This is a genomic window from Brumicola blandensis (assembly GCF_031846165.1).
GTDB lineage: Bacteria > Pseudomonadota > Gammaproteobacteria > Enterobacterales > Alteromonadaceae > Glaciecola > Glaciecola blandensis.
Genome location: NZ_JAVRIE010000006.1, coordinates 63924 through 90593, shown reverse-complemented (window position 1 = coordinate 90593; position 26670 = coordinate 63924). Strand labels below are relative to the sequence as shown.

Annotated in this window: 32 protein-coding genes; 14 read left to right on the top strand and 18 right to left on the bottom strand. The window is 43.2% G+C overall.

Annotated features, from left to right (window positions below; genetic code table 11):
• Positions 1-3: 3 nt before the first annotated feature.
• From RM544_RS14060 to RM544_RS14050, 3 genes are read left to right on the top strand one after another with little or no spacing between them, the layout of a single operon-like run.
• Positions 4-573: a TIGR02444 family protein gene (locus tag RM544_RS14060; RefSeq protein WP_311362438.1), complete on the top strand. Its 570-nt coding sequence runs from the start codon at positions 4-6 to the stop codon at positions 571-573.
• Positions 566-1591 carry a hydrolase gene (locus tag RM544_RS14055; protein ID WP_311362437.1) on the top strand — a complete coding sequence of 342 codons (1026 nt, stop codon included), beginning with the start codon at positions 566-568 and terminating at the stop codon, positions 1589-1591. Before RM544_RS14060 ends, RM544_RS14055 begins: the two co-directional genes overlap by 8 nt.
• Positions 1585-1800 carry a YheU family protein gene (locus RM544_RS14050; protein ID WP_311362436.1) on the top strand — a complete coding sequence of 72 codons (216 nt, stop codon included), beginning with the start codon at positions 1585-1587 and terminating at the stop codon, positions 1798-1800. The genes RM544_RS14055 and RM544_RS14050 overlap by 7 nt, the downstream gene beginning before the upstream one ends.
• Positions 1801-1813: 13 nt before the next feature.
• On the opposite strand, the gene RM544_RS14045 is transcribed toward RM544_RS14050, so the two are convergent.
• The 4 genes from RM544_RS14045 to nudE form a co-directional block, all read right to left on the bottom strand.
• The gene (locus tag RM544_RS14045; protein WP_311362435.1) at positions 1814-2269 is read right to left on the bottom strand and encodes a hypothetical protein; all 456 of its coding nucleotides are present in this window, start codon (positions 2267-2269) and stop codon (positions 1814-1816) included.
• 146 nt (positions 2270-2415) lie between these two features.
• Positions 2416-3024 carry a YceI family protein gene (locus RM544_RS14040; RefSeq protein ID WP_311362434.1) on the bottom strand — a complete coding sequence of 203 codons (609 nt, stop codon included), beginning with the start codon at positions 3022-3024 and terminating at the stop codon, positions 2416-2418.
• Positions 3025-3058: 34 nt separating this feature from the next.
• The gene (gene cysQ / locus RM544_RS14035; protein ID WP_311362433.1) at positions 3059-3877 is read right to left on the bottom strand and encodes a 3'(2'),5'-bisphosphate nucleotidase CysQ; all 819 of its coding nucleotides are present in this window, start codon (positions 3875-3877) and stop codon (positions 3059-3061) included.
• The gene (nudE, locus tag RM544_RS14030) at positions 3878-4444 is read right to left on the bottom strand and encodes an ADP compounds hydrolase NudE (protein ID WP_311362432.1); all 567 of its coding nucleotides are present in this window, start codon (positions 4442-4444) and stop codon (positions 3878-3880) included. It lies immediately after the preceding gene.
• Between the two features lie 63 nt (positions 4445-4507).
• Here nudE and yrfG point away from each other — a divergent pair, with 63 nt between their 5' ends.
• From yrfG to RM544_RS14000, 6 genes are all read left to right on the top strand, one after another.
• Entirely contained in the window at positions 4508-5173 is a 666-nt protein-coding gene (yrfG, locus tag RM544_RS14025; RefSeq protein WP_311362431.1) for a GMP/IMP nucleotidase, read from the top strand.
• 27 nt (positions 5174-5200) lie between these two features.
• A complete protein-coding gene (gene yjjX / locus RM544_RS14020; RefSeq protein WP_311362430.1) occupies positions 5201-5779 on the top strand; it encodes an inosine/xanthosine triphosphatase in 579 nt (192 codons plus the stop codon).
• A 55-nt stretch (positions 5780-5834) separates the two neighbouring features.
• Complete coding sequence (locus RM544_RS14015; RefSeq protein WP_311362429.1) at positions 5835-6233, top strand: hypothetical protein; 399 nt, start codon at positions 5835-5837, stop codon at positions 6231-6233.
• A 78-nt stretch (positions 6234-6311) separates the two neighbouring features.
• Positions 6312-6905 (top strand): rod shape-determining protein MreB, encoded by a 594-nt coding sequence (locus RM544_RS14010; RefSeq protein ID WP_311362428.1) that lies wholly within the window; start codon positions 6312-6314, stop codon positions 6903-6905.
• Positions 6906-7134: 229 nt separating this feature from the next.
• Positions 7135-7368 carry a PGPGW domain-containing protein gene (locus RM544_RS14005; RefSeq protein WP_311362427.1) on the top strand — a complete coding sequence of 78 codons (234 nt, stop codon included), beginning with the start codon at positions 7135-7137 and terminating at the stop codon, positions 7366-7368.
• A 162-nt stretch (positions 7369-7530) separates the two neighbouring features.
• On the top strand, positions 7531-8649 hold the full coding sequence (locus RM544_RS14000; protein ID WP_311362426.1) for a zinc-binding dehydrogenase: 1119 nt from the start codon (positions 7531-7533) through the stop codon (positions 8647-8649).
• A 344-nt stretch (positions 8650-8993) separates the two neighbouring features.
• Here the strand turns inward: RM544_RS14000 and RM544_RS13995 are convergent, their stop codons facing one another.
• The 13 genes from RM544_RS13995 to gspC all read right to left on the bottom strand — a co-directional run bounded on the left by RM544_RS13995 (position 8994) and on the right by gspC (position 21735).
• Positions 8994-9992 carry a diguanylate cyclase domain-containing protein gene (locus RM544_RS13995; protein WP_311362425.1) on the bottom strand — a complete coding sequence of 333 codons (999 nt, stop codon included), beginning with the start codon at positions 9990-9992 and terminating at the stop codon, positions 8994-8996.
• 113 nt (positions 9993-10105) lie between these two features.
• Positions 10106-10870, bottom strand: coding sequence for a type II secretion system protein N (locus tag RM544_RS13990; RefSeq protein ID WP_311362424.1), 765 nt, complete (start codon positions 10868-10870; stop codon positions 10106-10108).
• A complete protein-coding gene (locus RM544_RS13985; protein WP_311362423.1) occupies positions 10871-11347 on the bottom strand; it encodes a type II secretion system protein M in 477 nt (158 codons plus the stop codon). It lies immediately after the preceding gene.
• Positions 11348-11374: 27 nt separating this feature from the next.
• A complete protein-coding gene (gene gspL, locus RM544_RS13980; protein WP_311362422.1) occupies positions 11375-12625 on the bottom strand; it encodes a type II secretion system protein GspL in 1251 nt (416 codons plus the stop codon).
• The gene (gene gspK, locus RM544_RS13975) at positions 12625-13695 is read right to left on the bottom strand and encodes a type II secretion system minor pseudopilin GspK (protein WP_311362421.1); all 1071 of its coding nucleotides are present in this window, start codon (positions 13693-13695) and stop codon (positions 12625-12627) included. Before gspK ends, gspL begins: the two co-directional genes overlap by 1 nt.
• Positions 13692-14309, bottom strand: coding sequence for a type II secretion system minor pseudopilin GspJ (gspJ, locus tag RM544_RS13970; RefSeq protein ID WP_311362646.1), 618 nt, complete (start codon positions 14307-14309; stop codon positions 13692-13694). Before gspJ ends, gspK begins: the two co-directional genes overlap by 4 nt.
• Positions 14310-14346: 37 nt before the next feature.
• A complete protein-coding gene (gspI, locus tag RM544_RS13965; protein WP_311362420.1) occupies positions 14347-14745 on the bottom strand; it encodes a type II secretion system minor pseudopilin GspI in 399 nt (132 codons plus the stop codon).
• Positions 14742-15350, bottom strand: a complete 609-nt coding sequence (gspH, locus tag RM544_RS13960) for a type II secretion system minor pseudopilin GspH (protein ID WP_311362419.1) — start codon at positions 15348-15350, stop codon at positions 14742-14744. The genes gspI and gspH overlap by 4 nt, the downstream gene beginning before the upstream one ends.
• A 35-nt stretch (positions 15351-15385) precedes the next feature.
• Positions 15386-15841: a type II secretion system major pseudopilin GspG gene (gene gspG, locus RM544_RS13955; protein ID WP_311362645.1), complete on the bottom strand. Its 456-nt coding sequence runs from the start codon at positions 15839-15841 to the stop codon at positions 15386-15388.
• Between the two features lie 19 nt (positions 15842-15860).
• Positions 15861-17081 carry a type II secretion system inner membrane protein GspF gene (gspF, locus tag RM544_RS13950; protein ID WP_311362418.1) on the bottom strand — a complete coding sequence of 407 codons (1221 nt, stop codon included), beginning with the start codon at positions 17079-17081 and terminating at the stop codon, positions 15861-15863.
• Between the two features lies 1 nt (position 17082).
• On the bottom strand, positions 17083-18675 hold the full coding sequence (gene gspE / locus RM544_RS13945) for a type II secretion system ATPase GspE (RefSeq protein WP_311362417.1): 1593 nt from the start codon (positions 18673-18675) through the stop codon (positions 17083-17085).
• On the bottom strand, positions 18675-20765 hold the full coding sequence (gene gspD, locus RM544_RS13940) for a type II secretion system secretin GspD (protein ID WP_311362416.1): 2091 nt from the start codon (positions 20763-20765) through the stop codon (positions 18675-18677). Before gspD ends, gspE begins: the two co-directional genes overlap by 1 nt.
• 16 nt (positions 20766-20781) lie before the next feature.
• Entirely contained in the window at positions 20782-21735 is a 954-nt protein-coding gene (gspC, locus tag RM544_RS13935) for a type II secretion system protein GspC (RefSeq protein ID WP_311362415.1), read from the bottom strand.
• A gap of 175 nt (positions 21736-21910) precedes the next feature.
• Here gspC and hslR point away from each other — a divergent pair, with 175 nt between their 5' ends.
• From hslR to RM544_RS13920, 3 genes are read left to right on the top strand one after another with little or no spacing between them, the layout of a single operon-like run.
• Complete coding sequence (hslR, locus tag RM544_RS13930; RefSeq protein WP_311362414.1) at positions 21911-22351, top strand: ribosome-associated heat shock protein Hsp15; 441 nt, start codon at positions 21911-21913, stop codon at positions 22349-22351.
• Between the two features lie 46 nt (positions 22352-22397).
• A complete protein-coding gene (gene hslO / locus RM544_RS13925; RefSeq protein ID WP_311362413.1) occupies positions 22398-23294 on the top strand; it encodes an Hsp33 family molecular chaperone HslO in 897 nt (298 codons plus the stop codon).
• Between the two features lie 31 nt (positions 23295-23325).
• The gene (locus RM544_RS13920; protein WP_311362644.1) at positions 23326-24276 is read left to right on the top strand and encodes a DUF808 domain-containing protein; all 951 of its coding nucleotides are present in this window, start codon (positions 23326-23328) and stop codon (positions 24274-24276) included.
• Positions 24277-24323: 47 nt separating this feature from the next.
• Here RM544_RS13920 and yjjG read toward each other — a convergent pair whose 3' ends face one another.
• Positions 24324-24998, bottom strand: coding sequence for a pyrimidine 5'-nucleotidase (gene yjjG / locus RM544_RS13915; RefSeq protein WP_311362412.1), 675 nt, complete (start codon positions 24996-24998; stop codon positions 24324-24326).
• Positions 24999-25203: 205 nt separating this feature from the next.
• Between yjjG and dkgB the strand changes: the two genes are divergently transcribed.
• Positions 25204-26010 (top strand): 2,5-didehydrogluconate reductase DkgB, encoded by an 807-nt coding sequence (dkgB, locus tag RM544_RS13910; protein ID WP_311362411.1) that lies wholly within the window; start codon positions 25204-25206, stop codon positions 26008-26010.
• Between the two features lie 150 nt (positions 26011-26160).
• Entirely contained in the window at positions 26161-26616 is a 456-nt protein-coding gene (locus tag RM544_RS13905) for a DUF4440 domain-containing protein (protein WP_311362410.1), read from the top strand.
• The last annotated feature ends 54 nt before the right edge of the window (positions 26617-26670 follow it).

Here is a 26670-nt window from a genome sequence, read left to right as displayed (position 1 = left end):
GAAGTGGCTCACGTGTTAGTTACAGAGAAGTTTTTTTGGGAATACTCACTGAGCTTCTACAAAGTAAAAGACGTACAAGAATTGCTCTTAGGCTTGCAGGACGGATTCGGCCTAAATGTTAATGTACTACTGTTCTGTTTATACTGCGACAAGCTTACTGTCGACGTTAATGAGTTGGTGCTTACTAGTATTTTAAGCTCAATAAAAATAATGGATGGTGAGCTCATCCTACATAGAGTCAAGCGTCGACAAGCAAAAAATGCCCTTGAAAGTGAAAACCGGCTCGACAAAACACGATATCAGGATTATTTGGCACAAGAATTAGAAATGGAAAAAGCACAGCAAGCGCAAATCGTTGCGACGTATTTGAAAGAAGCGACAGAGCATCCTATCAATAAGGACACTAAGCAAAGACAAGTGATTAAGAGTAAGGGCAATATGCAGACGTATGTTGCCCTGCATGCTGAACGGCAGCATATTGAGAAGCTCCCAAACACCACTTTGTCAACAGCTGAAGTGCAAGTAATGATACAAACATTGCAAGATTTAAGAGAAAAGCATCACCATGTTTAAAAGCCAATTCGGGCACGTTGTAAAATCCGCATTTAAAGCTCCTCAATGGGCTAGTAATCCGCACGTACAAACAATTTGGCCCCGCTACCTTATTCCAAAGCCTAGCATTACTACGAGTAATGAGCGCATCGCTACCCCAGATGGTGACTTTTTAGATATTGCGTGGTCAATACCAGAGCAACATGATGCCGCATCAAACAGCACGGCGTTGGGTGTTGTGCTCCTCTTCCATGGTCTCGAAGGCTCAGTGAATTCGCATTACGCAAGGCACTTAATAAAGCGTTTAACACACGATGGCTTCATTGTGGCCTTGATGCACTTTAGAGGTTGTAGCCACGAACTCAATTTAACACCGAAAGCCTATCACTCCGGTGAGACGACAGATCCTTTGCAAACAATGGAGCATGTTCGCGCACGTTATCCTGACTTACCTATGTTTGCTGTAGGCTACTCGTTGGGGGGCAATATGTTGTTAAAACTACTGTGTGAATCAAAGGAAGCCAGTTACATCAAAGCCTCTGTCGCAGTATCTGCGCCGCTATTATTAGCTGAGTGTGCCTTGCGAATGCAACGTGGTTTTTCAAGACTGTATCAACACTATTTGTTGGATAGCATGAAGTCGAATCTGTTAGCAAAAATGCGTCGTTTTGATATGAGTGGTCTAATTACCTTGAATATTGAAACTGCCAATCGCATTGCGACCTTTAGAGAGTTTGATCATGAGGTAACTGCGCCTATTCATGGCTTCGATTCTGCTGATGACTACTATGGACGTTGCAGTGCCTTGCCAATGCTTCAGCATATCAAGACCAAGACCCTAGTGCTGCACGCCAAAGATGATCCCTTCATGACGGAAGCTGTGATCCCTAGCGACAATCAATTATCATCCGACGTGGCATATGAGCTGAGTGAAACAGGTGGGCATGTTGGATTTCTGCATGGTACACCGTGGGCGCCAAAACTATGGCTTCAAGACCGTATTTCGGCATTTATATTGGAGCAGCTAGGTCAATGCTAATTCCTTACGATTCGATAGACACAGATACTTTATATCGCCTCATCGAAAGCTTTGTGCTTCGAGAGGGAACTGATTACGGTGAAGAAGAAGTACCATTAGAAGAGAAAGTGAATCAGGTGCTCGAACAGTTACAAGAGGGCCTAGTGGTAATTGAATACTCAGAAGAACATGAAAGTGTGAATATTATTCCTCGTACAGATTCGTTTTGATTACCAGTTAAATTCAGTCTCGCCAATCTTTTGTATATTCAAGATTATTCTTCGCAAAAATAACCATATCTAGCCAAAACATGCCACTGATCATTTTCATGAATTTGATGTGATTAAAGGCGTGTTTAATTTCCTCTATTTTTTGGCAAGTAAAATCTTTTCTGGCGAGTGATTCTAAACAATCTTGATAGAAACTATTTGCGTCTGGATCACTCATATCTTGGCAGCTCAATACAAGATGGTCTTTCGACTCTTTTCCGGCAAATGGAATGACGATAGCCCCCTCTTTTTCAAAGGCGTCGACTTTTTGTGCAGGGTAGTTGTAATGCAAAAGCAATTTAGTGTTGAAGATATACTGATGGCAGTTGGGCTTATGACCCAAGTAAATTCGCGCAGACGCAAACAACCCTCTGAACATCCTGTGCATGAGTTTGGGGTTATTCATTATTTCGATATAAATGTTTGCCACAGCGGCGTCTTCGGTCATCTTTACTTAACATGGTTTTATCACGTTGACAGCTTACGATGACCGACACTAAAAAGCGTGAGCTCGGTTAATACAAAAGGATTATTTGGTATAATAACCGAGCCTAAAGTGATTGTTTTAACTGGTAATTATTGGCCTGTAAACACGACACTAAAACTTAAAGGTACTGCAGATGAGATACTTTGTAAGCCAGCAATTTCCTTCAGGGCTGCGATGCCCTCGTCTAGCTTAAAAGTGGAGGCTGATAATACGGTAGGCTGACGAGTTGATACGGCAATACCACCGTTGCTCAAGCCAGTCACTGCTACTTTGAAAGAAACTGGTGCACTGTTGCCCGCAATAGTCATTGTGCCATCAATGCTTGCCATTTTATGTTCACCACTAGATAGCTTGGTAAGCGCCTTTGGTATTGATGCGGTAAACGTTGCTTCACTATAATCAGAAACACTAAATAAAATCGATTGCATACGTTCATTTCGAATAGGAATCATTGTATTAACTGAAGTCATGTCGATAGTGATTAATAACTTACCTTGAGTATCAATTTTGCCTGAAAAACGATCAAAGGTATGTTGCTCACTAAGATTGGTATTTTTAGTCGACATAAAACTCAATGAGGATTGTTCTTCATCAAGCGTCATTTGGGCAACACTGACATGACTGAGCAATAAGAGCATGAGCCCAGTTAAAATAGAAGAAAGACGAATTGTAGAAGATGATTTTGCAAGAGCAAGCATGTAATTAGCCTCGACAGTTGATGTGTTCAATAATTTATTTGTATTGAATTATACTTTCCCAATTGACTCGTTGATCACCTAAGACCACAAAATCTGGATTTTCTACACTTTCTCGTTGGTTATAACTGAGTTCGTCAAAGGTGGCCGCGACAATTTTACCGCCAGCCTCATTGATGATGCATTGAGATGCTCCAGTATCCCACTCGCCGGTAACCCCTAAACGCATAAATACGTCTGCTTTTCCTTCTGCGATAAAACAAGCTTTAAGCGAACAGCTACCTGCAGGTAAGGTTTGATAAGTGCGTTTGTCAGTCATGCGTTCGAACACACGCTCGCGGGACTGCCTCCGACTGATTGCAATCATAATGACATCCTCACTCGGCACCGCGAAATCTCTTACATTGATTTGTTTGGTTTCAATATTACAACGCTTGTAAGCCCCCTGGTCTTTGCTCGCGAAGTATAGGGTTTCTCCGGGCGGCCAGTAAATGACACCGATGACTGGTTTATTGTTTTCAATAAGTGCAATGTTGACCGCGAAGTCACCAGAACGAGCAATAAACTCTTGCGTGCCATCAATTGGATCGATTAACCAATAACGTGTCCATTGGCTACGCTCTTCCAGCGAAAGTTGTGGCGTTTCTTCAGACATTATTGGAATATCTGGCGTTTGTGTTTGTAAGGCATTCATGATGATATCGTTAGCTCGGTAGTCAGCACTCGTTACTGGTGACTCATCATCCTTTTCGTAGGCTTCAAAAGTGCCCTTGTCGTATATTTCTAATACCTCTTTGCCTGCAACGCAGGCTGCTTCTTTGGCAATTTCTAACAACTGAGCGATGGAATGTTGCATCTATTGAGTTTCCTTTATCCACTTTTGCAGTAATAAGAGAGCGGCAATACACCGTGCTTCAACAAAATCTTCGCGTGCGAGTAAGCCGTCAACATCGGCTATCGGCCATTCAATGACTTCAAGTGGTTCAGGTTCGTCACCCTCTAAGGTTTTAGGTGAAAGGCCCTGCGCAATGAGTATATGCATTTTTGCGTTGAAGAAAGTCGGCGCCATATGCACTTCATGCAAGCGATGTAAGGTATCGGCTTGGTAGCCGGCTTCTTCTTGTAATTCTCTATTGGCAGCCTGCTCAGGGCTTTCACCTGGATCAATAAGGCCTTTCGGGAAACCAAGTTGATATGAATGAGTGCCACAAGCATATTCACGAATCAATAACATGGTATCGGCATCTTTAAGAGCAACTATCATGACCGCTCCGCGACCGCCGCCAGCCATTCTTTCAAATTCTCGGGTAGCACCATTGCTGAACTCGAGGTCCAATTTTTCAACACGAAAAAACTTAGATTTTGCGACCACTTCAGTGTGGTGAATTGTTGGCAGTACTTTGTCTGTATCTATTTTACTCATGCTTGATTCACGATAGACTTAAAAACAGTTAATTAGGTCTAACATTATCACAAGGAAAATCGCTTGGCACTCTTACCATGGCATAACATAGATATTGTTTTACTCGATATGGATGGTACTTTGCTTGACTTGCATTTTGATACGCATTTCTGGCTTGAGCATCTTCCCAAAAAGCTATCAGAAAAACACGGTAAACCCATCGAGCAAACACGTTTAGACATGCGTGAAAATTATCAACAAGTCCAAGGTCAAATTCAATGGTATTGCCTTGACTATTGGGCTGAAAAGCTCGACATGGATATCATGGAAGCAAAGCGAGAGGTTGAACATTTAATTAGTATAAGAAGCGACACTATTCCATTCTTAGATGCCTTGAAAGCGGCAAACAAAGAAGTTGTTTTGGTAACGAATGCGCACCCCGGTAGTTTGTCTTTGAAAGTGGAGAAAACCCAGCTTGATAGTCATATCGATAATCTTATTTCGACCCATCAATTCGGGGTAACAAAAGAGTCGCAATTGCTGTGGAAAAGGTTACAAGCACATCTAGGTTTTGACCCAGCACGTTGCCTATTTGTCGATGACAGTCAGGTGATTTTGGATGCGGCAAAGGAGTTTGGCATTGCTTATACCTTAGGAGTGACTAATCCAGACAGCAAAGAAGCCGAAAACAAGCTGTATGGGCACGTCACGACAAACAATTACTTTGATTTGTTAAACGATATCAACTGATATAAAACATGCAAGGATAAACACCCATTGAGTAATGAATCTGCACTAGAGCAAGCATCTGACATTTCAACTTCTCGGAAGGTTATTAGGGTAGCTGTTGCGTCAAAAAATCCTGTCAAAATTGATGCTGCAACAGAAAGTTTCACCAAGGCCTTTCCCGAGTTTAAGCCTGAGGTTTTGTCGGTCGATGCACCTTCAAACGTTAACGACCAGCCAATGAGTGCCTTAGAGACCAAGCAAGGTGCAATAAATCGAGTGAAGTACTGCCAACAACATCACCAGGCAGACTACTACATAGCATACGAAGGGGGTGTTGACGTTTTAGACGGAAACCCGAGCACTTACGCTGTGGTATGCATTGCAGACGCTGAGAAACTGCAAACTGGGCGTACAGCCAGTTTACCACTCCCAACGTCTATTTATGAGCAGTTAACACTCGGTAAAGAGTTGGGGCCAGCAATGGACCGCTTGTTCAATACCGTTAATATCAAGCAAAAGGGCGGTGCCATAGGGCAATTATCAAAAGGGCTCGAGACCAGAAAAAGCATATATGTGAGTGCTACTTTATTAACACTCAGCGTATTCTTTTATCCGCAATTATATTAGTACTGAGCACCGATCAGCTATATAAGATGTTATGTAACTAAGTAAGGAGAGATCTTTGAACAAGGAAATTATAGGGAAATACGTCACAGTCTTAGGACTATTGCTTTTTTGGGCACCACTTTGGGGAATTGTTGACACATATTTAATTATGTCCTCTTCATTCCAAGAGATAACGTTGTTTGGCACAAATGAACCTAAAATATCACAAGAAGAAATGTCATCAGCAGCTTTGTCTACGTTAATGGGGCTCTTCTTATTTTTGGTTGCGCTTTGTCTTTTAACATTTACCGTTGTGGGCTTAAATTATCGAACTAAGTGGTTATTTTGGATATTAATAGCATATTCAATATTGTTACTATTCGTGTTCCCGATTGGCACATCACTTGGAATAATTCTGCTAATAGCGCTGGTTTTGAGTAGGAAAAAATTTGGGCTTGTCGGTGACGTTATATAACAAAACAATTAAGACAGGTTTAGCGCAAGAACCGCGCAAAACCACTTATCGAAAGGGTTAGCTACCTAAGGACATGGGATGTTTTTAAATTTCATGAAAAGATTTTCTTCCGTTCTCTACGTCCAAATCTGGGAAGAGCGATTAAAAGTTACTGATGTGGCTAATGATGAGTCATTTGACGATTTGCCAATTGTTGTTATTCAGACTCAAGAAAAGGGAAAAAAGGTTATTTCTGGAATAGGCAAGAGAGCTGCAAACTCAGTCAAGCAAAATGAAATTGCAGTTAATCCTTTTTCACATCCTAGAGCGCTTCTTTCTAATTTCTATGTTGGTGAAAAGTTACTCCAACATGCTTTTAAAAGTCTAGGTAGTATCAAGTCTTTTCGTCCTCGCCCCAAGGTTGTTATGCATCCTATGGAAAAAACAGAGGGTGGATTAACAGCAATTGAAGAACGGGCATTCAGAGAGCTAGCGCTTGGGGCAGGAGCAATTGATATCAAAATTCACGTTGGGAAGCCTCTCAATACAAACGGGTTTCAATTCGACGAATTTCAAGAGGAAAATAAGGAAGGTATTTATAATGAGGATACAAAGCAATCCTTCAGCTATATAGCCACATTTCTGATTTATTTTTTTATAGTTATTTTTGCGGTTTGGTATTTTGGTGGCTAACAAACCACTCAAGATTCTCGCTGGAACGCTAACACATATACGTTGTTATTCTAGCGCTACCCATTAAGCTAACTCACCAGTAATTAGCGTGTTTCGTCACCATTAACATCCTTCTAAAAACCTTTATTTCATAAAATACAGTAACTTAAAGATCTGGCCCCAATCTTGAATGAAGCGCAATAGTTATTACAAGAAACAAAATCTTAATTTAAGAATATAGGGATAGACTATGCAAGTTATTAAAAAGTCAGCACGCACCGTGGTCGGCGCCGGACTAGTCGCTCTCGGGCTAATTTTTGTCATTATTCCTGGCCCGTCTTTATTGTTAATCATACCCGGCCTATACTTGCTCAGCTATGATTATGCATGGGCGAAAGTTTGGCTCAGAAAATGCCAATCATTAATGAAGAAGGCAGCAACAAAGCTTGATGCCTTCATAGCAAAACGTAAAGTACGAGGCTAGCGCTTAGTGTGCCATCTTGCACTTATATCGATACGACTAATAGTCAATTAACACTAAGTGTAACTCGTATCTCTACCAAAGCTGTACTACCTTTAGTTAACTTATATTGGCTCAACTCTGAGCGACAATAGCCCGTAAACAGTAAAACTAAAGGACCTAATTATGGAAAAAACGAAGCAGTTATTCACTCATATTTCTTCTCAAGGTGAGCTTACCGTAGCCTTAAAAGAACGCGATGTTGCGCCATTAAAACCCCACGAAGTTCTAGTGAAAATTGAAGCGGCTCCGATTAATCCTTCTGATATGTGGCCAATGTTTGGACCTGCTGATTTACGAGAGGGGGTATTTCATGAAGCAGAAAACAAGCTAACTGCCCCCGTCGCTTCTAGCATGTTAAAGCGCATTGGTTCTCGCATAGACCAAGAATTGCCTATCGGAAATGAAGGTGCTGGAACTGTTGTTGCAGCTGGTGATAGCCCGCAAGCACAAGCCTTGATGGGTAAAACAGTCGGCGTATTGTCAGGAGCCACTTACTCTGAGTTTTGTACTGTCCCCGTGCAAGCATGCATTCTGCACAATGAAGGCACTACAGCTAAACAAGCAGCGTCCTCCTTTGTTAACCCATTGACAGCATTAAGTATGGTCGAAACGATGCGCCGTGAAGGTCATAGTGCTCTAGTCCATACAGCAGCAGCCTCTAGTCTTGGTATTATGCTAAATAAAATTTGCTTACAAGAGGGTATAGACTTGGTCAATATCGTACGTAAGCCAGAACAAGTCACAATATTAAAAAAATTAGGTGCGAAGCATGTTTTGAATTCGACCGCTGATAGTTTCAAACAAGATTTGTATAAAGCGATAGAAGAAACTGGTGCAACACTGGCATTTGATGCAATTGGCGGCGGTAACCTAGTGAGCGATATTTTAACTGCGATGGAGGCCGTGGGAAGTAAAGATGCTGTTGGTTTTAATACCTACGGTTCTGCAGAGAACAAACAAGTGTATATTTATGGCGGTTTGGACTTCGCACCAACAGTTCTGAATCGTGCTTATGGTATGACTTGGAACATTGGCGGCTGGTTATTGATGCGATTCTTATCGAAGCTAGAAATCAAAGAAGTGTTGGCTTTGCATAAACGTGTCGCCGATGAAATCAATACGACTTTTAAGTTGGACTTTAGCAATGAAATTTCATTAAAAGACGCTTTGAAGCTGAATAATGTAGCGGGATACTATGCGAAGAAAACAGGTGAGAAGTACCTCATAAATCCTACGCTGTAGGCTAGTTTTTTACGCACAATTGTCATCCGTGAACTGCCGTCATCCCCAAACTGCCGTCATCCCCAAACTGCCGTCATCCCCAAACTGCCGTCATCCCCAAACTGCCGTCATCCCCGCGAAGGCGGGGATCTGATTCCTGCCTTCGCAGGAATGACGGAGGTTTGCAGGAATGACGGAGGTTTGCAGGAATCCGGTCCCCGCCTTCGCGGGGATGACGACAGCACGGGGATGACGACAGTGCAGGAATGACGCCCCCGCCTTCGCGGGGGTGACGGCAGTTTGGGGGTGACGGCAGTTTGGGGGTGACGACAGTGCAGGAATGACGCCCCGCTATAAAGGCGTCATCACGTTGATGAGTTAGCTAAGCTATCTGATGTTTGGGTGCCGTCCATCAGTTTGGATACTGAGAACTTATTCCTGCCGCTGTGCTTTGCTTCATACAAGGCCTCGTCGGCGGCTTGGAAGAGGGTTAAGGGTTCTTCTTGGTGTTTAGGAGTGGTAACAGCAACACCGATACTTAAGGTCACGCGATCGAGCTTTGGGGCGCCTTGATTGGCAATATTCAACATCGATACGGTTCTTAAAACTTCGTCAGCTTTTCTCAATGCGCCTTCAATACCGCAATCTGTTAGCAGTATCACAAATTCTTCTCCGCCAATGCGAGCGAATAAGTCTCCTGGTCTATTCACTAAGTCTCTTAAATGTGAACAGATCTTAATTAAACAATCATCACCTACACCATGACCATAAAAATCATTGAATTGCTTAAAGTAGTCGATATCCATGAGTAACATAGCAATAGGCTGGCCATAGCGAATACTCCGTGCCCATTCTCGTTGCAATGTTTCATTGTATTTTCTGCGGTTACCTACTTGAGTCAAGGGGTCAGTGTAAGCTAAAGATTCCAGCATTATAGTTTGCTGTTTCAGTTTAATGTGAGTGGATATACGTGCTTGCATCTCAGGTAGCAACACAGGTTTAGAAATATAATCTACACAACCATGTTCAAAGCCTTTGAGTTTGCTTTCAACGTCATCCTGTCCACTCACAAAAATGACCGGAATATGCGACGTCAATTGGTCTTCTTTTAGAATTTGACAGATTTCAAACCCGTTAACATCGGGAAGTACTACATCGAGTATAATGAGGTCGGGTTGTGGGAACTGACGAGCAAAAGTGACCGCTTCACTTGCCGAAGAAGCAAATTGGCAATGATATACATCGTTTAAGCCTTGAAGGTAAAAACGTAACTGTGTTGGATCGTCGTCTACAATCAACAAACGAGAGCGCTTCACTGCGGACTTGACAGGTTTGATGGTCGGTACAACTTGTTGTAAAGGCATAAATTTAGCACCTAAAGTCGTCACGGGAGTCTATAACAATAGCTTAAAAATTAGACACTTCAAACCTAATGTTGAAAAAGTAGACTAATGTTTAGCAATTTTTTGGCTTTAGTCTAGCGTAGCTGCCTGAAACCTTGGGCATCTGCACGACCGAAAGACTGAGCCGCCATATGCACTTCTCTAGGCATACTTTCGTCAGGTTTGAATTTACCCGATAGGTCGTATTTACCGTCCATTCCTACAACAACCATGGCATCTAAGTTGAGCTTATTGTCCGGTAGGACCTGCACTACAAACTTATCATTATCACAACTCAGATTGGCTTCATAATTACCAAAATCAATGACCCCTGTCGGGCCACTAACGGTGCCTTTCAACCAACGTCCGGTGCCACTGAGTAGTTTACAACTCTTGTTGAAATCGAAGCTTTGAACATCAATACGGAATCGACCGTCAGCAGTGACTGGCACAGGAAGCGGAACTTGCGCAATGACCGCTTTTGCTGGAAGTAATACTTTTAAATCTTTAGCACTGAGTTTTTGTGAATTGAATAACGAAGCGCTTACTTGTCCATCAATATAGGCTTGATCGCTTTGGCGAATCTTCCCACCGTTGACCTCCACTTTGGCTTGACCAATCAACAAAGCCCAAGCTGAAAGCTCCCAACGGAAGTTATTGAGTAACACGCCATTGGTCATGATTCTATCAACCCTTCCGGACCACAAAGTGCCTTCAACAGTGCCGATTGAGACGGGTAGCTTAGGGTTTTGCTTTTGCACATAGGACACTACATGTGCCGCAGGCAAATATGCCACAAGTAAGATTAAATATGTCACGAAAGCCAATACTACCCACTTCCAAGGCTTCATCACTAGCATTTAGTTTTTCCCTAATTGTAATCTACGCACCTGGACATAACCTTCTTCGTTTGTCTCGGTGATATCAGTTTGTAACACGACTACACCGCGGCGCTCTATTGAATCGAGCCATTGGACGAGTGTATTAAATTGGATTTCATCAATGGTAATTTGCAGATTATCGCCAACTGGCTGCATACGCGCGACTTGTATTTTGCTTGCGCGCGTCGTTTGGTTAACTAACTGTGTTAGCGAGCCATTAAAGCTAGGACCTGTTGAAGACTGTCTTAGCTTTGCTGCACGCAAGGCTTGCTCTTCAACCCAAATTTGCAATGTCTTCTGATTATCCAGAAGACTTTGTTGGGTAGTTAAGGCATTGTTAAGTGGTGACCACAGACCAAAATAGAAAATGGCGATCACCGACACAATACCAGCAAGCGAGACTAGCTTTTGCTCCCGCTCATTCATTGCATAAAACCACGAAAAATACTTTTTCATACTTACCTTAATTCTTCTAAACAGTGACTAGCCTTTAATCACTATGGTACCGACGACCTGATCGCCTTGGTTAGTAATTGCACCTTGATCAACCTCGAAACCCAAGGCTTGTACTTCACGTCTAAAGCGCTCAAGTGAATCAAAATTGTTGGCCACCGATTGCATACGTAATTCAGTGCGTTTCGCGTCAAAACGAATCGACTGAGGTTTTACACCAGTACTTGCAAATGATTGGCTCATTTGTGACAACATGACCAACATTGAAATGCCACCACCGCCATTCTCTAAACGCGCCATTTCTTTTTCAATCGCGACTCGTTTATTTCTGGCATTCAGCCCCGGAAAGCCCTTATCGATGCTTGCTTGAAGGTCACGCTCAACAATCTGACGCTGTTGTTTAATACTATTGAGTTCAACCGTTTTTGAAACTAAATTGACACACAATGCAACCGCCGCTAGTACCGCTGCAATTTTCCATTTCTGCCAGTGTTCATTACTCTTACGCTTTACCGCATACTCACCTTGTAACAAATTGAACGCAGCGCTTTCGGCGCCTTGTAATAAGAGCAGCATGGGGAGTTTGTCGTAATTTGTTTCGAAGGCAAGTGTGGCTTCGTCGTCTTGTTCTTCATGCTCTGTGGCGTGTTTTTCAAACAGTGCCGACAAGTCATTAGCATGAGTTAATTCTGAATAAGCACACACTGATTGTGGTTTAGAATTGAGGTGCTTTTCTAATACTGTAAAGGTCCAGTTTTCTTCACCTTGCAGACCACGCCATTCACCGTCGCGGATCAGTAGGGTGTTATGATCGTCTTGGCGTAAACTCAACAGACTAATCTTGTCTTCTTGGAAAGGTAAGGCGAGGATATCGGGCACCAAAAGTTCACAAAATAAGCCCGCTTGTTCGATCGTTTCTTGCCAAAAGGCCATTTTTTCGTGCGTGGCAATAGCAACCTGTTGTTGATCGTCTATTTTTTTACCAAAAGCGAAGAACGATTTTGAGATATCGCTAGCGATATCATCTTCAATCATAAAGGGAATAGCACCGAGTACTTTTCGGTTCGCTTTTGCAGGCAGTTTGACGGTTTTTAATAGCACGTCACAACTGGGTACCAAGGCAATGACCTCGGCATTGGGAGCGCGCTCTCTTAGCTGGCTCAATGCGGCAGCATTAGGCAGTTCACCAGAGGCGAGGATCTCATTTTCCGTGTCGGACCACACAAGCCAATGAATCGGATCGTCGGCTTGTGAGCCCAATCGGATTGCTAGCTTTTCCATTAGTTTACGCCTCCAAATTCTCGACTAATAACACTCACACCGCTGTCACCGTCGTCGAGCTTAAAAATACTGGTCATTTTAAAACTTGCCTCATTGTAGCGGGTTTTGATGCGAAGCATGAAATAATTTGTTTTTATTGTGAACCACTCTTTCTGCTGCGGAGTGAGATTGAGCGCCACAATTTCGGGTTCGGTAAAGAAGTCATTTGTGTTCTCGAAGCCCTCTTCTGGCCGAGAGGCAATAATACGAGACGCATCTTCAACATCCAGGTTGAGCATGGCCGCTAATATCGCGGCATTTTCTTCGGTAATTGTGTTGATATTTAATTGCAAAGAATTGAATTCTTGATCAGGTATCACGCACACGAAGGGTAGAATATTGCGCAATATGCTTGGCTCAATCCCTTTAATTAAACGAAGTTCCGACTTGTTCGTCATCAGAGCGTTAGCTGCCACATAAGGGATTGTCAATGACTCGTAATCAGCATCTTCTGCACCCAATCCAGTAATGTTGCCATCAGCGTCTAACCAATCAGTGAGCGAGTCACGCAGCGTTTCGGCCGTGTAAGAGTCAATATTGTCGTTCGACTTTGTCAACAGGTTATAGAATGCCTCTGCCGGATTTTTTGGTGCGGCGTTTGGGCTATCGACCTCTGGTGGCGGTGGAGGAGGCGGAGGTGGATCCTCTTCTAATTTAATAGGCCCCAAGGTATTTAAATTAAAACAGGCCTGCAAATCGATGAGTTCAGCTTGAATACCACCCCCATCAATGGGGTATTCGAATACTTGTGCCCACGGCTGACTTAAATTCATATTATCTGGAGACAAGGTTTTCAGTTCGCCCAAGGATTTTTGTGCAAATTGCTCTGCGCCAATGGCATACCAGTAAGCCTGATTGTTGTCTTTGATGTTGACTGTTCTAGCAATGTTGAGTTGAAGCCTGCCAACCATTTCGGTAGCCAGTACACTGATAATTGCCACAACCAACAAAATAACCACAAGCGCGACACCTCGCTCACGTGATACTTTGCTGTTGGGTTTCAGGAATGGTTTAGTCGGCAAACTGTTCATCGACGCACCTTAAACTCACGTCGAATTTCGCCATACAGTTTGCTGGTAATAATTACAGCTACCGCAATCGGTAACTCTTGAACCGATTCCGCTTCTTCCCATGTAAACTCTTTCGTATCAAACTTTTCTAAAAACTCGAACTCTATTTTTTCAACACCTTCGAGTAATACCCTCACTTTCGGCTCAAAGCCAATTGAGTTGTCAACATAAGTTGAATATAGGCGTTCCAAACGTTCTTCGCTTACCCGATAGGCCACGGATTGCATGGTACTTCTTGGAAGCACCAATTGCGGATTGTGCCAACCAGCACGAACAAAACCGATAGCACCGCTGTCACTATCAAATAGGAACTCTTCGGCAAAAATAAGCGTATCGGTAACTTCGCCTTCTACTCGCGTTTTACGCGGCACCATTTGCAAGAAATCTCTTTCAATCACTAGCATCGCGCGTTGCAAGTCCTGTAAGGATTGGAAACGTTCTTCCGAGGCTTCATCAGCATCAGTCACATTAGTTAAAATTTGCGTTGCACCAAATGCGATTAGGGCAAAAATTGCCATCGCGATAAGCACTTCGAGCAAGGTAAAACCCGATTGCGTAGATCGCAACGAGTGCATAAATTTGATTGAGTGCTGCCGGTGCGAATTCACTATGCTAGCCTTTTGACTTAGCGACGTAAGTGGTTACAGAGGTTACCGAACCTTTATATTCCTCATCGAGGCCGACCGTGATAATCAGCGCTTTCAGGTCTTCATCGTTAGTATTTTCGACGTCCTGTTGCCAATACCAAGTGCGATCCATCATTTCCACGCTGCCACGCTGATTTTTCTTCGGTGGCCAGGTTTTCTCTGCACTCAGGCTTGCTCGCATTAGTTGGTTATTCGCAACCCACGTAGCAAAAGTAATTTCTTCTAGCTTACTAAGTGAATTGATATGTTCAGCTGTTGTTTTGATGATAGCGGCGCCGGCGACAGCGAAGATGAACATCGCGACCATGACCTCAAGCAGCGTGAAGCCATTTTGATTTGGGTTTGCCTTAGCTACCTTGCTCACAGGGTTTGGTCCTCAGGCGCAATGCGCTCTATTGGGGTCGTATCTTTTCCCTGAATAAGAAAGGTAATGGGTAGTTCGTCGCTGAAATCGTCTTCGTAAATAAAACGCAATTCAAACGGTGTGATTTCGCCACTCGATAACAAGAATATCTGCGGAGGCGGCGGTGGCTCTTCTTCTTCATTACCGATGTTTACGCCGTCTTCGCTTACACTTAAACCCTCATCGAAAATACCTCTATCAAAGAGTTGATCTTCTTGTTCCCAAGGTAAGTTCTCTAACTCCAATTCAAAGCGCAGATATTCGGGGAGTTGGTAACTTGCGAATAGATTTTGATTGGGTATTTCTACCCATTGGTCTTCCTCATCTAAGGCGACATAGGTATAGGTACTTTCTTCTTCGTCAATACGAATACCTAATTGTACTTGATTAAGAAGGGCAAAATCGCTGGCCATATCGAATACCACTTGAAAGCGTTTGGCCTGCTCTTCGACTTTGTCATAATTATTCGTACCCAAGGCAGTGAAAGTAATGACGCTAACGGTAATACCGATTAGCGCCATCACTAAGAGAATTTCAATAAGGGTAAATCCAGTCTGCTTGCGCACGCAATAATGCCTTTTACTTGGTAAGAAAAATGACCTTACTGTAGGTATTCGTTGATATTCCACGTGCCAATATCATCGTCTGTGCCGTCGGTTTCATCGGGGCCGGTTGAATATATATCAATCGTGTCTATTTCACCTGGGCTTAACAACTTATAAGGTTGACCCCATGGATCTAATGGCAAGTTATCAATAAAGCCTTCGTTCGGGTAGTTGCGCGGAATGGGGTCAATTGTAGGAATTGATACCAATGCTTCGAGGCCTTGCTCCGTCGTTGGAAAACGATTTGTACGCAACTTATACATCTGCATCGAGCCTTTCAAAGTCTGAATATCGATAGCGGCTTTCTTCAATTGTGCAACACCTTGGTTTTCGAGTACTGCTGGTGCAACAACGGCAGCCATGATACCAATAATGAAGAGTACAACCATCACTTCAATTAAGCTGAAGCCTTTTTGGAATTTGCCCCAAGCTTTTCGTGTACGTGTTTGCATATATGTATTTCTCATGTGATTAACCTACTAAATTATTGAGTGCTAATATTGGTAGCAAAATTGCCATAACGATAAGTAGCACCAGAACGGCCATGAAGACGATCAACAGTGGCTCAAAGATCTTGAGGGAAATGCTAATTGTCGCTTCAAATTCTCTATCTTGGTTGTCAGCGGCACGCGCTAACATGCTTTGTAGTTCGCCTGAGCGCTCACCCGATGCAATCATATGCATCATCATTGGTGGGAATATTTTCGTTTTCTCAAGTGAGTTACGTAAGCTTGCGCCTTCTTTTACTTTAGAAGCTGCTTCTTTGACCGCGTCTTTGATGAAAAGGTTCTCTAAAACATTACCTGCAATGCGCATTGCTTCTAGTAAAGGGACTGAGCTTGCGGTCAAAATGCTCAAGGTCCTTGCAAAGCGAGCGGTATTAGTACTCTTCGCTAAGCGCCCAATAAAAGGCATTTTTAAAACAGCGCCATGATAAGTGGTTTTCATTTTTGGACTGTTTAAAAATTTCTTCAAGCCAATAATGCCCACTACCAAGAGAATCCCGGCATACAAGCCATAAGCTTGCAGCCATTCGCTTATACTGATCATAGCCTGTGTTAAAAAGGGAAGCTCTTGTCCCATTTGATCAAATTGTCCAACAATCTTCGGAACGACAATGACCAGCAATAGAACCACAATACTGATCGCAACAATCAACATAATGGTTGGATAGACCAGAGCTTGCACAATTTGGCTCTGGGTTTGTTGACTTTTTTCAGTGTAATCTGCCAAGCGACTCAGAACAGTATCAAGGTGACCGGACTTTTCTCCCGCTGCCACCATAGCGCGGTACAAAGTACTAAATACATAGGGAAATTCAGCGAGTGCTTCTGCGAAGCCATGGCCTTCAACTACCTTGCTGCGTACCGCCATCATCATATTTTTATGACGGGGCTTTTCGCATTGTTCGGCAACGGCGAGTAAGGCTTCTTCTATCGGCAGCGCAGACTCAATCAGCGTAGCCAACTGACGCGTAAGCAGGGCGAGCTCACCCGATGACATCTTACGTTTGAACAGTGTGAATTTGGCAGCTTGCGTTTTCTTTTCTTGCTCAGCAACTTGCTCTACTTCCAAAGGAATGAGAGATAAGTCACGAATCTGTTGGCGAATTTGCCTAGCATTATCGCCTTCTAAAACACCACTTTTGGACTTTCCATTGGCGTCCATTGCCTTGTATGCAAAAGCCGCCATATTATTCTTCTCTGGTTACTCGTAATACTTCTTCGAGCGAAGTGACGCCTTGAACCACCTTATCGCAGCCGTCTTGACGGATGGAAGGCGTATTGGTGCGTACGTATTTTTCGATAGCCTGTTCGCCGCGACCATCGTGCATCATCTCACGAATACGCTCGTCAACAATGAGTTGCTCGTGAATACCAGTTCGGCCTCGGTAGCCAGTATGATTGCAAGACGTGCAGCCAACTGGGCTGTAAATCACGACTTTTTCGTCACCGTTAATGCCTAGCGTTTCTCTTTCAACTGCTGTGGGTTCATGCGGCTTTTTACAATCAGGGCATAAGGTTCTGACCAAGCGCTGAGACAATACCGATAGCAAACTACTTGAGAGAAGGAAGGGTTCGATGCCCATGTCTTCTAAACGTGTGATCGCGCCAGCCGCTGTATTGGTGTGCAGTGTAGAAAGTACTAAGTGACCGGTTAAACTGGCCTGTACTGCGATTTGTGCGGTTTCTAAGTCACGTATCTCACCGACCATCACGACATCAGGATCCTGGCGAAGTATTGCACGCAAACCTCTCGCAAAGGTCATATCGACTCGCGGATTGACTTGCGTTTGGCCTATCCCTTCTAAATCGAACTCGATGGGATCTTCTACGGTCAAAATATTGCGGTCTTTTGAGTTAATTTCGCTTAAGCCAGCGTACAAGGTAGTACTTTTACCGGAACCTGTAGGACCCGTAACAAGCATGATGCCATGGGGTTTGCGAATAAGACTCGAAAAGTGTTCGCGATTCGGCAGGGTCATGCCCAAGTCTTTTAAATCAAGGCGCGCATTGTTTTTATCGAGTAGACGCAACACCACGCGTTCGCCATGACTAGATGGCATCGTCGATACCCGCACATCAACGGCACGACCAGCAATGCGTAAACTAATACGACCGTCTTGTGGAACACGCTTTTCAGCGATATCCATTTTTGACATCACTTTAATGCGCGATACCAACATCGAAGACATTTTCCGGTTCGGTCGAAGAATTTCACGCAATACGCCATCGACTCTAAATCGCACAATTAATTGATTTTCAAAGGTCTCAATATGAATATCTGAGGCACCTTCTTTAATCGCTTCGCCTAGCATCGCATTGATGAGTCGAATAATAGGCGCGTCGTCTTCGCTTTCTAATAAATCTTCGGTATCTGGTAGGTCTTCGGCGAGTGAAAGTAAGTCGCTTTCATTACCTAAATCTTCCATCAACTGTTTTGCAGCACTGGAGTCGCGTTGAAAACTGTTGGTAAGAATTTCTTCAAATTTATCTTCAGTAATTTCCTCAAGCACAAAGTTTTGGTTTAGAAAACGACGTACTTCAGCATATACATGCAATTCCGTTTTGTTGGTGTGATACACCTTTACGGGCTCATTTGCTGGTTCAACTAGCACCCTGAAGCGTTTTGCAAAGCTGAAAGGAAGCTGCAAAGCGGCAAGCGGCGCAATTTCTTCCGATGCCTGCTCTTCTAGTTCTTCGCCAATTTCCGCACTCACCTGTTCGGCTTCGTCTAAGGAGAGCTCGGCATCATCGTGAAGAAGATCCTGGGTCGACTCTGCCATTAGTTACTCTCTTTCGCTTTCTTTTCTTTCTCTAGTAAGAATTCATCAAATGACGGTGGTAGTGTCATTGCGTCATCCCACGCAGGTAGCTCAGGACTTGTGGTGAATGGCATTAACGGCACACCCTCAGACTGACGCTTCAACTGTTGCGCTCGAATATAATTATACTTTCGCAAACTGATTTTGTTTGAAGTGATGCCATCACGAATTATCGTAGGACGGATAAAGACCATCAAATTACGCTTACGTTTGGTGGTAGACGTAGATTTGAATAGATTACCAATAAACGGAATGTCACCCAGCAAAGGTACCTTTGACACACTTTCTTGAATTTCTTCATCAATCAAACCACCTAATACGATTGTTCCACCGTCATTCACGATTACCGTCGTTTTGATTTCCCGTTTGTTGATTGATATATCGACTGATGTTGCGCCCGATACGCTAGACACTTCCTGCTCAATTTGAAGTTGAACCGCATCGCCTTCGTTAATTTGTGGTGTGACTTTGAGTTTAATACCCACATCTTGCCTATTCACCTGCTGGAATGGGTTGGCATTGTTTGCGCCCGTCGTTGAACCAGTAATAATCGGCACTTCCTGACCGACAATAAAGAAGGCTTCTTCGTTATCCATCGTCGTAAGATGTGGCGTTGCTAGCACATTCGTATTGGTATCTGTACTGACCGCTTGAACAACCGCACCCCAACCATTTTTAATCACACCCGCAATTAAACCGTTAGCGCCACCTAACAGTGTGGCCAAAGGCGTTAAGTTACCTTCACTGGTAGTCACAGTATCAACCACTTCACCATTGGCGGTCGTTGTTGAACCAAGTAAGTCAGTATCTTCAGCTTCGCGCAAGGCAACACCTAAAGAACCAACTCCAATAACGCCATTGGTGAATTGTGTACCGCCACCTTCTTCCGAAACCCATTGTACGCCCAAGGTAGTGCCATCACCCTCAAAGACTTCAACAATAATGGCTTCGACTTGCACTTGCGCACGTCTAACATCAAGTTGACGAATGACATCTTCAAGTGAACGCATCATGTCTGGTTCAGCTGTTATCACTAAAGAATTTGAATCTTCGTGGGAATCGATGCTCACATCACGGTTACTGCTAGCACTTCTTCGTTGACCTTGAGCTGCGCCTTGGCCATCTGCTTGAATACTGGCACTGACGCCTTGTAGTACTTTGACAAGATCTTCTGCTTTCGCATAGTTAAGATTTATCACGCGGGTGTTACCGCTTGATTCTAACTCTTGGTCCATACGATTAATAAGATTGATGAGACGCTGACGCGCTTTAACGTCACCACTCACAATCACACTATTAGTTCTGTCATCGGCTACGGCGCGTGGTTCTGATTTGCCCACACCAGCAGCACCTTTACCCTGACCCTTATTGATACTTTCAATGATACGCACCATTTCAGTAGCCGATGCATATTTTAGCTTAATGACTTCAACTTCTTCATCACCCGCTCGGTCGACACTTTCAATAATTTTAACTAATCGGTTTACTACTGCCGCTCTACCTGTGAGCATCATTACGTTCGATGGGTCATGGCTTACCACGTTACCGCCGCCTGCTTGGTCATTTAACTGACGTAATATAGGTGCTAGCTCACGTACAGGTACGTTATATACTGGCAACACGCGCGTGATCATTTCGTCACCGTCGAGCAGGTCGTCGTCCACTACAGGAATATTTGAGGTTTTTGCGTCTTTAGAGCGCACAACCTTAATGATGCCACTCGGCATTTCTACAACCGCAAAATCATAAACTTGCAATACGTTTAGAAAGAACTGGTAGTACTGTTCTTCCGTTAACAAGTCATAACTTCTCACCGTAATTTTTCCCCTAACGTTAGGGTCGACGATGATGGTCTTTTTCAGGTTCTTACCGACGATATTAATGAACTCAGTGATTTCGGTATTTCTAAAATTTGGACTGTATTCAGTTGCGTACACTGCTGGCGCAACAAAAGATGTTGTTAACAGCAAAGTACTGGCTATTCCAGCTGCGATAAATGTTTGCTTGCAACGTTGACGAATACTTGTGATACCTTGGCTAGACAGCCTCATAATACTACCCTTTTGTTTATTCTTCAGACGACGGTATGTCGATATCAAGTGACAAAGCCTCATCGCCTCTAAGCACTTCCAATTGTAACGATTGTGCTTCTCTGAGAATGGCTATTGCTTCAAATGCTTGTTGCGGATCAGTTAGGTCGATCCCATTGATTTGTGTAATAACATCGCCTGCTTTCAAGCCCACTTCGTTAAAGAACGCGGGTTCTTTTCCAGGAGACACTCGGTAACCAATGAGGTCGCCATCTGGTGCGTGTGGGTTTATGGCAATGAAATCAGTAAAACTGGAAGGTGATTCGCGTAACTTTTCACGCAATGCTCTGGCACTTTCACCTTGGCGCTCAGGCATTCTCAATTCAACGGGACCTTGTGGGGTTGCGACTACTTGGCCTTGGTTAGAGGACTGCTCTTGCATTGCCTGTTGTCTGCGTTGATTAGCTTCATCGAAGTCGACACCGTCGAGCATGAGAGTCTCACGATTTAGACGGTTTTTTATAATAACGCGGTCGACAAATATCTCATCTAAGGTTGCGTTAGTCCCATCTATTTTATCACCTATGCCATAGGTATTTTGCTTACCATTGTTTTCTACTATAGCCGCCCCCACTTTAGGGTTTGTGCTAGAAACAACGCCAGTCAATGTTAAGTTGAGGCTAGTTTCTGGTACATCTGTGACTTCGGTTTGTACCACCGCGACAGGTTTTGCTTCAGGGTTGCCAAATAAATTAATTTTGGTCAGTGGTGCAACATCAAATCGTGATGATAGTTGGCCAGAATTGCCTGTTGTTGTTTGAAACGAATTCTGAGATTTAACATCAGCTTGTGGAATCATTCGCCAAGTGAGTTCAGCTGCAAAAGCCAACAGATACAAAGCAAGCAACACGACCACAACAAAGATGATTTTGTTTTGGTGTTGACTGTAAAACTTCGTTGCAGGTTGCAATGATAAATTGGTTGCTGTCATGTTCTCTTTGCTGTGGTTAATTGGCTATTACGCTAATGCTAAATTTTAAGAGCAAGCTATGATTTTGTCAGTTAAATTACTAAGATAACACACTGAGTCGACCATCATAACTAGTCAGGCTACTGTGAACAACAGTAAAGAGCATATGTAATTAAAATTTTATAATTAAGAGACAATGAAAAAACAGAAAAGTGCATTGAAGCAAAAAAAAGAGCAAAAAAATACCGCCGCAGATAACAAAGACGATGTGCGCATCGATAAGTGGTTATGGGCAGCAAGGTTTTGTAAAACGCGATCAATCGCACGAGAATTGGTGCAATCAGGTAAGGTTCAGTATAATAAACAGCGTTCAAAACCAAGCAAGGTAGTGGAACTCGGCGCAACCATTGTGGTTCCTGCCGGCTTTGACCTAAAAACCGTGATTGTGAAAGAGGTAAATGGGCAACGACGTGGCGCGGCATTGGCTCAACTAATGTATGAAGAAACGCCTGAAAGTATTGCTTTAAGAGAAAAGAATGCGGCAGCCAGAAAGCTGAGTGTCTTTCATAGCCCAAGGCCAGACGCAAGGCCTGATAAAAAGCAGCGTCGCCAAATTATTAAGTTCAAGCACCAATAATACATCTTCCCTCCAGTGAAGATATCATCGATTTAAGAAGAGAATTATGACCGTTCAGCAAGACCAACTAGACCGTTTCCTATTTGAAGGACGAAATGTACGTGGCGAACTTGTGCGTTTACAAGAAAGCTATCAACATATTTTAGATTCGTACCATTACCCGCCAATCATTCAAGATCTCTTGGGCGAGTTAATGGCTGCCGCAAGTTTACTGACTGCTACCCTGAAATTTGAAGGCGAAGTTTCGATGCAGATTCAAAGTGAGGGCTCGGTAAAGTATGCAGTTATTAACGGTACGCATGACCAGAAACTGCGCGGAGTCGCTCGCTGGGATGAGAAAGTAAAATTACCCACTGAATTTGCGGCATTGTTTCGCAAAGGATATTTGGCAATTACCTTAGCCCCCGACGAAGGCGAACGTTACCAAGGTATCGTTGCTCTCGACAAACCGACCTTGGCCGAGTGTTTAGAAGATTATTTTTTACAATCAGAGCAATTGTTAACTAAAGTTTCCCTAAGAACCAGCAGGGAAAAAGAGACAGCCTTCGCTGGTGGCATGTTGCTACAAGTTATACCTGAATCCAGTGAAACAAGTCAGGCTCACGACAACCCAGACTTCGATCACTTGGGTCACTTAATGAGTACGTTGAAAAACGAAGAGCTTTTCCATTTATCGACTGAGCAAATACTGCATCGTTTATATCATGAAGAAAAGGTGCGCCTGTACGAGCCACAGCCAGTTGTTTTTAGTTGTGATTGTTCTAGACAGCGCAGTGCTGTTTCGTTGCAAAATGTTGCTAAAAGTGAGTTACTGAGCATCGTTGCAGAAGAAGGTGCCGTAGTCATGAACTGTCAGTTTTGCCATACCGAATATCGCTTTGATGCTATCGATATTGAAAATATTCATTCGCAAAATATGCCAGCTGACGATAGTAAGCACTAATAAACAATTGCTGTTTTAAAGGAGAAGGATTATTCCGGCCGCGAATTTACTCACATTGTTAGATGATATCGCCACCGTTTTGGATGACGTGGCAATTCTGTCCAAGGTTGCAGCTAAGAAAACTGCTGGCGTACTTGGTGATGACTTAGCGCTCAATGCCGAACAAGTGTCAGGCGTAAAAGCCGAACGAGAGCTTCCCGTTGTTTGGGCGGTAGCAAAAGGTTCCTTTTTGAATAAGCTGATTTTGGTGCCAAGTGCGCTTTTGATCAGCTATTTTGTGCCTTGGTTAGTCACTTATCTATTAATTGCTGGTGGCCTTTACTTGTGCTTTGAGGGTATTGAAAAACTTTTACATAAATTTACCGCAGACAAACATGCCGAAGAACAAGCCCATTTAGAAAAACTGAATGCGCTAGCTGATCCGAGCGTTAATTTAGCTGAGCTTGAGAAAGACAAAATTAAAGGGGCCATCCTGACCGATTTTGTGCTCAGTGCCGAAATTATTGTGATTATATTAGGAACGGTTCAGGCAGAGCCATTCAGCACTCAAATTGCTGTGCTGTCTTTGATGAGTATTGTTTTCACTGTTGGTGTTTATGGCTTTGTCGCTTTGATTGTGAAAATCGATGATTTTGGTTTATACCTCTTACGTAAATCGCTTAGCGGAAACTTCGACAAGCTTCAACGTGCCTGTGGCCGAGCGCTTCTGCGTTTCGCACCAATTCTAATGAAGACCCTAGCGATAGTCGGTACTGCAGCCATGTTTTTGGTTGGTGGAGGCATAATCGCACACGGTATTCCTGCGCTACATCACATTGTAGAGCATTCCATTGAAGTCGTTTCTGTGTATCCAAGTATTGGAAATTTGGTTGGTTCTGTTACCGGTATCGCGCTGAATGGTTTGGTAGGTATTTTGGCAGGCTTGTTAGCCTTTGTCGTTTTCGTACTGGGTAAAAAGGTATTACCGATCAAAGGAGCCTAACTAGAGCTCCCTTGCGCAGCAGTTCCTTTGTGTAGCGACGTTAATTGTTATAGAGCCAACAAGGCCTCTAGCTCCGCTAAGGTGCGCACTTGGTGAGTTGGTTTTATTCCTTCAGGCAGTTCCTCTCCTGGGTGCTGCAACCAACAAGTATCAATACCTGCATTCATACCACCTAAAATATCACTCGAAGCGGTATCACCGACCATTAGAATATCCTCTTTAGGGGGGTGGCCCATTAGCTCAAAGGTATGTTCGAAAATGGCAATGTCGGGCTTCGGTGTGCCAACAATTTCAGATATGACTAGCCATTCAAAAAAATCTTGAAAACCGGTATGCGCAAGGCGTTTTCGCTGCATACGAGCAAAGCCGTTGGTAATAATGCCTAAACGAGCGACTTTATGGAGCTTGTTTAACAATGAACTGGCACCGGGCAAGGGAACGCAAATTTCAGCCATCGCATCCAGAAATTTATCATTCAGCTCTTTGGCGGGTACATTTAACTTTTTTGACCATTCTGTGAAGCGAGTAATTTGTAGATGTTCAGCCGTGATTTTGCCGTCCTGATAATCTAGCCAGAGACTTTTGTTCGTCTTTTGATAATGATGATAATCAGCTTCAGTAAAAATAATATCGTAAGAGGCAAAAAGAGCGGTCAATCCAGCCATGATGTCGAAACGAAATAAGGTTTCGTCGGCATCAAAAAGTACATAAGAATATTTCATAGCGTTCCTAGTTGAAGTGAATAGGGAGTATACAGGTATGGATTGGTGAAAGGTCATATTTTCATGTGAAAAATGTACATAAGAGACTGCGTAAAAATTACAAGGACGCTAAGTGCTAAAAGACAATTATCATAGGAATCAGTAGCTTCACTCTGGCATAGTTCTTTCATCTCTTGATTGTTATTTACAAAAAGGAGAGACAAATATGAGCAATCTTCAAATGCCCTCCATGGGCCTCGGTACATTTCGTCTTAGTGGTTCACAGCTCACTCAGGCTATTCATCATGCCCTTGATTTAGGCTTCAGACACATCGACACGGCTCAAATCTATGATAATGAAGCAGAAGTGGGTCAAGCGATTGCTGACTCATCAATTAAACGTGAAGATATTTTTATCACCACCAAAGTGTGGATAGATAATCTTCATCCGGACAAGTTCATGGCAAGCGTTGAAAAGAGTCTTGAGAAATTGCAAACTGACTACGTCGACTTGTTACTGATTCACTGGCCATCACCCAAAGACAAAGTGGCGATGAAAGATTACATGACCGAGCTAAACAATTGTAAGTTTAAAGGAATGACTCGGGCTATCGGTGTATCAAACTTCACGCCGCAATTGTTAGAGCAAGCTTTTGCTTGTATTGGTAAAGAATCAATAGAGATCAATCAAGTCGAAGTACATCCGTATTTTCAAAATCAGCACCTAGTTAACTATTGCCAAACCAATGGTGTAGATGTTGTAGGTTACATGCCATTAGGTAACAAACAGATTTTAGATGATGATGTACTAAAAGCGCTAGCAACAAAGTACGATAAATCAGTCGCGCAGATTGCCTTAGCTTGGCAGATGCAACAAAACATCGCCACGATCCCTGCCTCGACAAGCAAGGAGCATTTACAAGAAAATTTAGAGGCGAGCGAGCTGCGCTTAACGCCAGAAGATATGGCTGCTATCGCTAAACTAGATACAGGCCAAAGGCTAATTGATCCTGAATTTGCCCCCAATTGGTAGGCAATTGTCCGTTAGTAATAAAGCCTGATAATTTAGCAGGTATGTATCTATCCAAATCTAGGTAATGTTCGCTTACAAGTTTGATCTTCACTTTATTAAATAGGTCATATAGTCTCTGCGGCAATCTTTAATTCGCAAAAAGGCCCCACAATGAAATTTTTTTTTACTTTAGTGTTATCTATACTCAGTCTAAATGTGGTGGCCGATTTAGACCTAGAGGATAAAATGAGACAAGCTGACCATGACCTATTTGATTCCTTTAATAAATGCGCAGATAAGAATGAACTGGAGAAGCATAGGTCCTTCTTTGCACAAGACATTGAGTTCTATCATGACAATGGAGGAGTGACATGGGACAGGGCATCGATGATTGTCAACACAAAAAATAATGTATGTGGTAACTTTTATCGAAAATTGCTACCTGAATCATTTCAGGTGTTTCCCATAAAATCGTTTGGCGCCATCACACAAGGGACACACATATTTTGTTCCTTTGATACTGACGTTTGCGAGGGCAAGGCAGATTTCACCATGATTTGGCAGTCATTAGATGACAAGTATGTTGTAACTAGGGCCTTAAGTTATGGTCACCGTATTAATCCGTGATAATTGCAATGGTCTAATTTGCTTAAATACTTCGAGATAGTCACCATTGCCATT